The sequence below is a fragment of the Streptomyces sp. NPDC006197 genome (assembly GCF_040613865.1).
Classification (GTDB): Bacteria; Actinomycetota; Actinomycetes; order Streptomycetales; family Streptomycetaceae; genus Streptomyces.
Genome location: NZ_JBEXSZ010000002.1, coordinates 126,937 through 136,292, shown reverse-complemented (window position 1 = coordinate 136,292; position 9,356 = coordinate 126,937). Strand labels below are relative to the sequence as shown.

Here is a 9,356-nt window from a genome sequence, read left to right as displayed (position 1 = left end):
CGTTCGCGATGACCGAGCCGAACGTCGCCTCCTCCGACGCCACCAACATCGGCACGTCGATCGTGCGCGACGGCGACGAGTACGTGATCAACGGCCGCAAGTGGTGGATCACCGGGGCGATGAACCCCCACGCGAAGATCTTCGTCGTGATGGGCAAGACCGACCCGGACGCCGAGCGGCACCGGCAGCAGTCGATGATCCTCGTCGAGCGGGACACCCCCGGCGTCGAGATCCACCGCGGCATGCACGTCCTCGGGTACGACGACCGCGAGCACGGCGGTCACGCCGAGCTGACCTTCACCGACGTACGGGTTCCGGCGACCAACCTGATCGGTGGGGAGGGCGACGGGTTCAGCATCGCCCAGGCGCGCCTCGGCCCGGGCCGGATCCACCACTGCATGCGCTCGATCGGGATCGCCGAGCGGGCCGTCGAGCTGATGTGCGCCCGCGCCGAGGAGCGCGTCGCCTTCGGCAGGCCGATCTCCGAGCAGGGCGTGATCCGCGACTGGATAGCGGAGTCCCGGGTGCGCATCGAGCAGTTGAGGCTGCTCGTGCTCAAGACCGCCTGGCTGATGGACACCGTCGGCAACAAGGGCGCGCACGCCGAGATCCAGGCGATCAAGATCGCCACCCCGTCGACCGTGCAGTGGATCCTCGACAAGGCGATCCAGGTCCACGGCGCCGGCGGGCTGTCCCAGGACTTCCTGCTGGCCAACATGTACGCCCACATCCGGACCCTGCGCTTCGCCGACGGCCCGGACGAGGTCCACCGGAACGCCCTCGCCAGGAGCGAGCTGCGGAACCAGGCCGAGAGGCGCGCGTCAATATGAGCTATCCCCTTCGAACCGGCGGTGTCGTGGGAGGACCGGGGACCCCTAACGTGAGCCCATCCTCGACCAGGGGGCTCCGGTGAGTTCACCGTGCCCGCGGAGCGGTCGCTCGCGATGGGTAGGTGGAGTGGTGTGGCATCGATCACCGCCGACACGCTTCCGGTCGAGGTGGGAGCAGCCTGATTCTGATGGGGTCGAGACCCGCATCGGAGTCGAATCAGAGAACGGCCGTCGACGGCAACTGCAGCGAACGGAGAACACTCGTGATTGTCGGAGTCCTCAAGGAGGCGCGGGCAGGTGAGAACCGTGTCTCGGCCACGCCCGCCACGATCGAACCGATCCGCAAACTGGGGTACGACGTGGTCGTCGACTCCGGCGCGGGTGTCGCGGCGGGCTTCACCGACAGCGCCTACGAGGCCGCCGGTGCGACCATCGGCGACGCGACGGCCGCGGACGTGGTCCTCGGGGTCAACGCCCCGAGCCCCGCTCAGCTGGACGGGGTACGGCCCGAGGCGACGGTGATCGCCCTGTTCGCCCCGGCGTTCGACCCCGCGATGGTCGAGGAGCTGGGCCGCCGACCGTTCACGGCGCTGTCGATGGACGCCGTGCCGCGCATCAGCCGGGCGCAGTCGATGGACGTGCTGTCGTCGATGGCGAACATCGCCGGCTACCGGGCCGTGGTCGAAGCGGCGCACACGTTCGGCCGGTTCTTCACCGGCCAGGTGACGGCGGCGGGCAAGGTGCCGCCGGCGAAGGTGCTCGTCGCGGGCGCGGGCGTCGCGGGCCTGGCCGCGATCGGTGCGGCGGGCTCGCTCGGCGCGATCGTACGGGCGACCGACCCCCGGCCCGAGGTGGCCGACCAGGTACGGTCGCTGGGCGGCGAGTACCTGTCGATCGAGTCCCCGGAGGTCGAGGTCTCGAAGACGGGCTACGCCAAGGAGATGGGCGACGACTACAAGGCGCGCGAGGTCGAGCTCTACGCCGCGCAGTGCCGCGAGGTCGACATCGTCATCACCACCGCGCTGATCCCCGGGCGCCCCGCGCCGACGCTGATCACCGCGGAGATGGTGGCGAGCATGAAGCCGGGCTCCGTGATCGTCGACATGGCGGCCGCCAACGGCGGCAACGTCGTGGGCACCGTGAAGGGCGAGAAGGTCGTCACGGAGAACGGCGTGACGATCATCGGCTACACCGACCTGGCGGGCCGGCTGCCGGCCCAGGCCTCCCAGCTGTACGGCACGAACCTGGTCAACCTGCTGAAGCTGATGACGCCCGGCAAGGACGGGCGGCTGATCCTCGACTGGGACGACCCGGTGCAGCGCTCGATCACCGTCGTCCGCGAGGGCGAGTCGGCCTGGCCGCCCCCGCCGGTCCAGGTCTCGGCGGCCCCGGCCCCCGCGCCCGCGGCGGCGGAGACGAAGCCGGCGAAGCCGAAGAAGCAGCCGATGACGCCGGCCCGGCGCTTCGGCGGGGTGGCCGTCGCCGCGCTGGCGCTGTTCCTCGCCGCAGGGTTCGCCCCGGCGGCGCTGCTGCCCCACGTGACCGTCTTCGTGCTCGCGATCGTGATCGGCTACTACGTGATCGGCCATGTGCACCACGCCCTGCACACACCGCTCATGTCGGTGACCAACGCGATCTCCGGGATCATCGTCGTCGGCGCGCTGCTGCAGATCGGGCACTCGAGCACCGCGGTCACGGTGCTGTCGTCCGTGGCGATCCTCCTGGCCAGTATCAATGTCTTCGGCGGCTTCGCGGTGACGCGTCGCATGCTCGCCATGTTCAACCGGAGCTGACATGTCTGCGACCATCGCCGCACAGGCGGCTTACCTCGTTGCCGCGCTGCTGTTCATCCTCGCGCTGGCAGGACTCTCCAAGCACGAGTCCGCACGGCTCGGCAACGCGTTCGGCATGCTCGGCATGGGCGTCGCACTCGTCGCGACGATCGTGCTCGCGATCGACGGCGACATCAGCACCGCCGGCCTCGGGCTGATGGCCGTGGCCATGCTGATCGGCGCGCTGATCGGTCTGCAGCGCGCCCGTGGCGTCGAGATGACCGGCATGCCCGAACTGATCGCGCTGCTGCACTCCTTCGTCGGCCTCGCGGCCGTGCTGGTCAGCTGGAACGGCTTCCTGAACGTCGAGCACGAGCCCCACGGCCACGAGGCCGAGGCCCTGGACGCGCTCGGCACGCTGGGCATCCACCACGCCGAGGTGTTCATCGGCCTGTTCATCGGCGCGGTGACCTTCACCGGCTCCATCGTGGCCTACCTGAAGCTCTCGGCGAAGATCAGCTCCAAGCCGCTCGTGCTGCCGGGCAAGAACGCGCTGAACCTCGGTTCCCTCGGCCTGTTCGTCGCCCTCACGGTGTGGTTCGTGATCACGCCGGAGCTGTGGCTGCTGATCGTCGTGACGGCCTTGGCGCTCGCCCTGGGCTGGCACCTGGTGGCCTCCATCGGCGGCGGCGACATGCCGGTCGTGGTCTCGATGCTCAACAGCTACTCCGGCTGGGCCGCGGCGGCCTCCGGCTTCCTGCTCGGCAACGACCTGCTGATCATCACCGGCGCGCTGGTCGGCTCCTCGGGTGCCTACCTGTCCTACATCATGTGCAAGGCGATGAACCGCTCGTTCATCTCCGTCATCGCCGGCGGCTTCGGCATCGAGGCGCCCTCGGCCTCGGACGTCGACTACGGCGAGCACCACGAGATCACCGCCCAGGCCGCCGCCGAACTCCTCGGCGCGGCCCGCTCGGTGGTCATCACGCCCGGCTACGGCATGGCCGTGGCGCAGGCGCAGTACCCGGTCGCGGAGCTCACCTCGAAGCTGCGGGCGAAGGGCGTCGACGTGCGGTTCGGCATCCACCCGGTCGCCGGCCGCCTGCCCGGCCACATGAACGTCCTTCTCGCCGAGGCCAAGGTGCCGTACGACATCGTGCTCGAGATGGACGAGATCAACGAGGACTTCGCCGACACCGACGTCGTCCTCGTGATCGGCGCCAACGACACGGTCAACCCGGCCGGCGCCGAGGACCCCGGCAGCCCGATCGCCGGCATGCCGGTCCTCACCGTCTGGGAGGCGAACAAGGTCATCGTCTTCAAGCGCTCGATGGCCTCCGGCTACGCGGGCGTGCAGAACCCGCTGTTCTTCCGCGAGAACACCTCCATGCTCTTCGGTGACGCGAAGGACCGGGTCGAGGACATCGTCGGCGCGCTCTGACCCGCGGGCCGGAACCCGTCGGGACCCCTCCTGGGCCGAGCACGGCCCAGGAGGGGTCCCGTCACAGGTCGTCCGGCGTCCCGTCGACGGCCGGACCGCAGCCGTCGGGCAGGTTGGCCACGATGAGCCGCACGGCCTCCTCCACGGTGTCCGGTTCACCGAGCACCGTCTTGTCGGAGTGCCGGAACACGTGGAACCCGCCGGGACGGGGGAACAGAGCGGCGACATCATGGGTCCACGGGTACTGGGTGCACCGGCTGAAGTACAGCGCGCCGTGGCTGACCATGGGGAACAGCTCCCGCAGCTCGGGGCGTGCGTGGGCCGCGCGCGGAATCGCCGGGTCGATGCGCCTCTCGCTCATCCCCAGGACCCTGCGCCACTCCGCGGCCACGATCTCCGCCGCCTCGCGGGGCGCTTCACTCTCCATGTGCTCCACCATCATTTGTTCCTCTTCAGGGCGACGTGCGGGTCGATCTCGGGGATGTCGGGCTTCGGGACCTTGACCTCCTTGTACCCGTCGCCCTCCTCGTCGCGGGTGTACCAGTGGATGTCGTCCCATGACCGCCCGTCCGGGTTCGGCTCGTTGTAGATGTTGAGCTCTCCCTCGTACACGACCACGTTCCGCGCGATCACACTCATCTCCCAGGCGGTTCCGTTACCGTACTCGGGCCGGTTCCCCTCGACGGTCGTGAAGGGAGAGCCCTGCCTGACGGCCGTCTGGAAGGCGTCGACGATGTCGGCCGGCGTGTTCCAGTTGCCCCGTTCCCCCCTGCTGTTCAGCATGCCGTCCAGGGTGACGGACAGCCTGGTGTTCGGGTCGGCGACGGACTGCATCACGTTGGACATCCACACCGGCACCCCGTCCACGACGTTGCCGTACGGGGGGCCGTTGTACGTGTGAGCTCCCGGGTCCGGGTCGTCCCGGCGGCCGCGCAGGTGATCGACGAGGGCCTCGCTGTGGTCCTCGATGCCGAGCACCACGCTGTGCTGGTACTCGCCCCTCCTGCGGTGCGGGCACCCCGTCTCCACGTCCTCCGGTGCGAGACCGAGCGGGTCGATCCACCGGGTCGGGTTCTCCACGTATGCGACGGCGTTCGGGGCCGGCACGAGGCCCAGGGGGTCCGGGGAGACGTAGCGGCCCGAGGCGGGGTCGTAGTGGCGGTGGCGGTTGTAGTGCAGCTCGGACTCGGGGTCGAAGTACTGGCCGGGGAAGCGCAGCGGGGTGTACGCCGTCGCGTCGCGGTTCCACGTGGTGGTGCCCCAGAGGGTGGCGCGGGTGCGCCAGGCGACGCCGCCGGACTCGTCGAGGAGTTCACGGGGAGTACCGACCAGGTCGGTGACGATCGCGAAGAAGCGGCGGTCGACCTCCTCGTCGTCCAGCAGCCGGCGCTCGACCTGGGTGACCGGTGTGGGCCCGTCGTGGTCCCAGGTGAGCACGACGCTCTCCGCCGCGCCCGGCGTCCGGGTCGTCTGCTCGCAGAGGAGGTCGCCGTCCCAGGTGAACAGCGTCTCCTCGAGGACCGTGACTCCGTCGTCCGCGAGACGCCGCTTGGCGACGCGGCGGCCCAGCGCGTCGTACACGTACCGCCAGCGTGTTCCGTCCGGGGTGGTGACCGAGACCAGACGGTCCTCGGCGTCCCAGTCGTAGCGCCAGGTGTCCGGCTTGCGCGAGAGGCGGGCCCTCTGCCGCAGCACCACGCGGCCCTGGGCGTCGTGCTCGTAGCGGATCGCTCCGGCGCGGCCGATGCGGGTGCCGGAGTACTCCCGGGGGCCTTCGGCCGCGCCTGCGCCGGGCCAGGAGGCGTGCGTCTGGTTACCGGCCTCGTCGTAGGCGTACCGCTCGGTCCAGTCCTCGGCCGTGATGCCGGTGACGCGTCCCTCTCCGGTCAGTTCGAGCTGCCGGCGACCGGCCAGACGGTCGTCGACGGCGGTGACGTGACCGTCCGCGCGGTAGGTGTACGAGCGCCGCTGGACGGTCTCTCCGGCGGTCCGCACGTGCTGGCCGGTGAGGCGGCCCATGGCGTCATAGGCGTGCTCGATCGTGAGCGCGTCTCCGAAACGGCGCGAGATCTCCCGGCCGGACGCGTCGAACCCGAAGTCGACCAGATGCCCCGAGGCGTCGAGGCGCGCGGTGGAGTCACCCGTGTACGACCAGCTGCTGACGGCTCCCGACGGCGTGGTGCGGTGGACCCGGCGGCCGGCTTCGTCGTACGTGTGGGTGGTGCTCCGGCCGTCGACCGTCTCGCGCAGCACCCGGCCGGAGACGTCGCGGAGGTACGTCAGCCTGGTGTCGGGGCCCGTGGCACCGACCAGGCGACCTTGGACGTCGTAGGTGAAGCGGGTGACCGCGCCGTCGGCGTCCTTCAGGACGAGACGTCCGTCGACGTCCCGTTCGTAACGGATGGTCTGCCCCGCGCCGTTGGTCCGCGAGGCGAGCCGACCGAGGGCGTCGTGGGTGTAGCTGACGCTCCGTCCGTCGAAGTCGGTCTCGGACGTGAGCAGGCCGGCCTGATCGTAGGTGTAGGACCAGGTGAGTCCTTGCGGGTTCGTGACGCGTGTGACGCGCAGTTCGGTGTCGTGCGCGAACTCGTGGCGTGCTCCGTCCGGTGTCGTCCGGGCGGCCACCAGGTCGAAGTGCGTGTACTCGAAGCGGGTCTCGCCGCCCATGGCGTCGGTGTGCAGGACGCAGTTGCCCTCGCCGTCGTACGCCCAGGACTGGGTGGCCCCGTCGGGATCGGTCCGTCGGGCGAGCCGGCCCTCGACAGTCCATTCCAGTTCGGTGCTGCCGCCCTGCGGGTCGGTGATCCGCACGGGCCGGCCGAAGGCGTCCCGGACGAAGCGCGTGACGCCGCCGTGCTGGCCGCGGACCGCGAGCGGGAGACCCGCCGGGTCGTTCTCCACCCGGTCCACGGGGCCCAGCGAGTCGTCCACCCCGGTGAGACGGCCCCGCGCGTCGTACGTGAGCCGGGTCGTCGTCCCGTTGGGGCGGGTGAACAGGACCGGGTTGCCGTCCTCGTCGTACTCCTGCCGGGAGACCGAACCGTCCGGGCCGGTGACGACCGTGACCTGGTTCAGCTCGTTGTACTCGACACCGGCCGAGCTGCCGTCCGGGTGCGCGACGCCGGTCAGGTTGCCGCGCTCGTCGTAGGTGTACGCGGTGGTCCGCCCGGCCGGGTCGGTGCGGGTCAGCAGCCGGTCGTAGCGATCCCATGTCTGGCGGACGGTGTTGCCCAGCTGGTCCGTCACGGACAGGACCTGCAGGTGGTCGTTGAGGACGTAGAGCCTGGACCCGCCGGTGGAGTCCGTGAAGCGGGTGATCCGGTCGCCGGTGGTGGGGTGGACGTCGTACGCGAATGTCGACGACAGGTAGCCGTCCGGGCCGATCGTGCGGGAGACGCGGCCCTCGGCGTCGTACACGTACCGGAACGTGGAGCCGTTGCGGTCGGTCCACGAGGTGATGCGGCCGTCCGGGTCGTAGGTGAAACGCAACGGAAGATCCGAGGAGTTGACGACCTCGGTGAGCCGGCCCAGCTCGTCGTAACCGTAGCGCATCACCGTCTGCGAGCCCTCGGGCGTACGCAGGGCGAGCTCGCGCAGCCTGCCGTCCTCAGACGCGAGCATCGCCAGATAACCGCCGGAGTGGGACACGGCGGTGGGCGTGCCGTCGCCCCGCCGGCTGATCGTGATCCGGTTGCGCGTGCGGTCCTCGATCGCCGTGAGCCAGTACGCCGATGACTCGTGGTAGGGGCTGCCGGTGAAGGTGCGGGTCACTCCGGTGCGCGGGTCGGTGACGACGTACGAGGTCACCGCGTTGTCCTGGCCGCCGTGACGGAGGGCCAGTCGGGGACCTTCCACAGGAAGGACCGGGTCCGCCGCACCGGGCACGGGGAGCGTGGGGAACCACAGGACCGATCCGTCCTCGCGGGCCCAGAAGGCTCCCTGACCCGAAGGGGCGAGTTCGATCCGCTCGTCGAGCGTCGAGGCCCAACTGGGTCCGAACCAGTGACCGTGACGATACGTCGAAAGGTGGGTGCGCCGCAGGACCAGCGGCAGGACGCCCGCCAGGGACAGGTCGACCTGCTCCAGTGTCATCTCGCCGGAGGCGATGTCGACGGGGTCGCCCTCGCAGGTGCGCTTGCCCATCTCGATGCTCTTGCCCCGCGGGTCGGTCGCACCGTCCTTCAGGGGCTCCGGCTGCTGGCGCATGTCCGTGCCGGATCCCTTGCCGTCGGACCTGCCGCCGGCGCCCTCCTTTCCCTTGCCGTCCCTGCCCGTGCCGTCGTCGTCCTTGCGCTCGCGGGCGAGGCGGTCGCGGGTGGCGTCGTCGTTGTTCTTGTGGTCGGTGGATATCCGCTTGACGGCCTTGGGGAGCGTCTCGCCGATGTGGTCGCCCATGGTCTTGGCGGACTTCACCAGGGCGCCCATGGCCTTCTCGATGACCGGGTCGAGGGCGTCGGCGATGTCGTCGCGGCCCTTGTTGCGGCCCTGGGCCGTCTTGGCCTTGGTGAGCTTGCCGGCGGTCTTGCCGTGGATGCCGGCGCTCACGCCGTTCAGCTTCGTGCCGGCCTGCTCGTGCTCGTCGTGCTCGATGTGGAAGCCCTTGCCCTTGCCGCCACCGCCACCGCCACCGCTTCCGGCGGAGGCGAGGTTCAGGCCTTCCTTGGCACCCTGCACCCCGTCGTGGAAGCCGTCCTTGCCGGCCTGCTTCGTCTGGTCGAGGTCCACGCCGTTCTGGACGCCCAGCGCGTCCATGCTCACCTGGACGACCAGGTCCGCGGCCATGTTCTCCAGCGACGCCACGACCGGCTCGGTCATCACCGAGACGACGTGACCGACCGCCTCTTCCATCGCGGCCGTGATGAGCTTCAGCAGCTGCTTCTTCGTGAAGGCGATCGCACCGGCGCCGAGCAGCGCGGACAGACCACCGGTCACCGGGATCAGCGCCATGGCCAGGCCGGTCTGACCGGCCAGCACCCCCAGCTCGACGAGCGCCTTGCCCTTCATGACCTCGATCGCGCCCGCCGCCATGTCGAGCGCGTCCGCGATGGTCCGGGCCGCGGACACCATGTCCTTCAGGTGCTTGCCCTTGACCTTGGTCCAGTGCTCATTGAGCGCGTCCATCGCCTCGCCGTGCCCCGAGGACAGCAGACGCTCCATGTGGTTGTTGGCGAGCTGGCCGTCGTCGGCGAGGTCGTCCGCGAACTCCCGCAGCGCGTCCGCCATCTCCCGGTAGGCGTCCTCGTCGACATTGGGCCAGTTGACCCCCACCAGGTCCAGAAGCGTGTCCGCCCAGTCCGGCACCGTGACAGCCAT

Annotated in this window: 5 protein-coding genes; 3 read left to right on the top strand and 2 right to left on the bottom strand. The window is 70.1% G+C overall.

Annotated features, from left to right (window positions below; all coding sequences use genetic code 11):
* From ABZ318_RS01165 to pntB, 3 genes are all read left to right on the top strand, one after another.
* A partial coding sequence (locus ABZ318_RS01165) for an acyl-CoA dehydrogenase family protein (protein WP_356900388.1) occupies positions 1 to 830 on the top strand: 830 nt, incomplete at its 5' end.
* 263 nt (positions 831 to 1,093) lie between these two features.
* Positions 1,094 to 2,623 (top strand): Re/Si-specific NAD(P)(+) transhydrogenase subunit alpha, encoded by a 1,530-nt coding sequence (locus ABZ318_RS01160; protein WP_356900387.1) that lies wholly within the window; start codon positions 1,094 to 1,096, stop codon positions 2,621 to 2,623.
* Between the two features lies 1 nt (position 2,624).
* On the top strand, positions 2,625 to 4,043 hold the full coding sequence (pntB, locus tag ABZ318_RS01155) for a Re/Si-specific NAD(P)(+) transhydrogenase subunit beta (RefSeq protein WP_356900386.1): 1,419 nt from the start codon (positions 2,625 to 2,627) through the stop codon (positions 4,041 to 4,043).
* 61 nt (positions 4,044 to 4,104) lie between these two features.
* Here pntB and ABZ318_RS01150 read toward each other — a convergent pair whose 3' ends face one another.
* Together ABZ318_RS01150 and ABZ318_RS01145 are read right to left on the bottom strand one after the other, a co-directional pair.
* The gene (locus tag ABZ318_RS01150) at positions 4,105 to 4,470 is read right to left on the bottom strand and encodes a DUF6193 family natural product biosynthesis protein (protein ID WP_356900385.1); all 366 of its coding nucleotides are present in this window, start codon (positions 4,468 to 4,470) and stop codon (positions 4,105 to 4,107) included.
* Between the two features lie 11 nt (positions 4,471 to 4,481).
* The gene (locus ABZ318_RS01145) at positions 4,482 to 9,356 is read right to left on the bottom strand and encodes an RHS repeat-associated core domain-containing protein (protein ID WP_356900384.1); all 4,875 of its coding nucleotides are present in this window, start codon (positions 9,354 to 9,356) and stop codon (positions 4,482 to 4,484) included.

Coding starts and splice junctions, on each gene's coding strand:
- pntB (WP_356900386.1), top strand. CDS start 2,625: ATGTCTGCGACCATCGCCGCACAGGCGGCTTACCTCGTTGCCGCGCTG.
- ABZ318_RS01150 (WP_356900385.1), bottom strand. CDS start 4,470: ATGGAGAGTGAAGCGCCCCGCGAGGCGGCGGAGATCGTGGCCGCGGAG.
- ABZ318_RS01145 (WP_356900384.1), bottom strand. CDS start 9,356: ATGGCTGTCACGGTGCCGGACTGGGCGGACACGCTTCTGGACCTGGTG.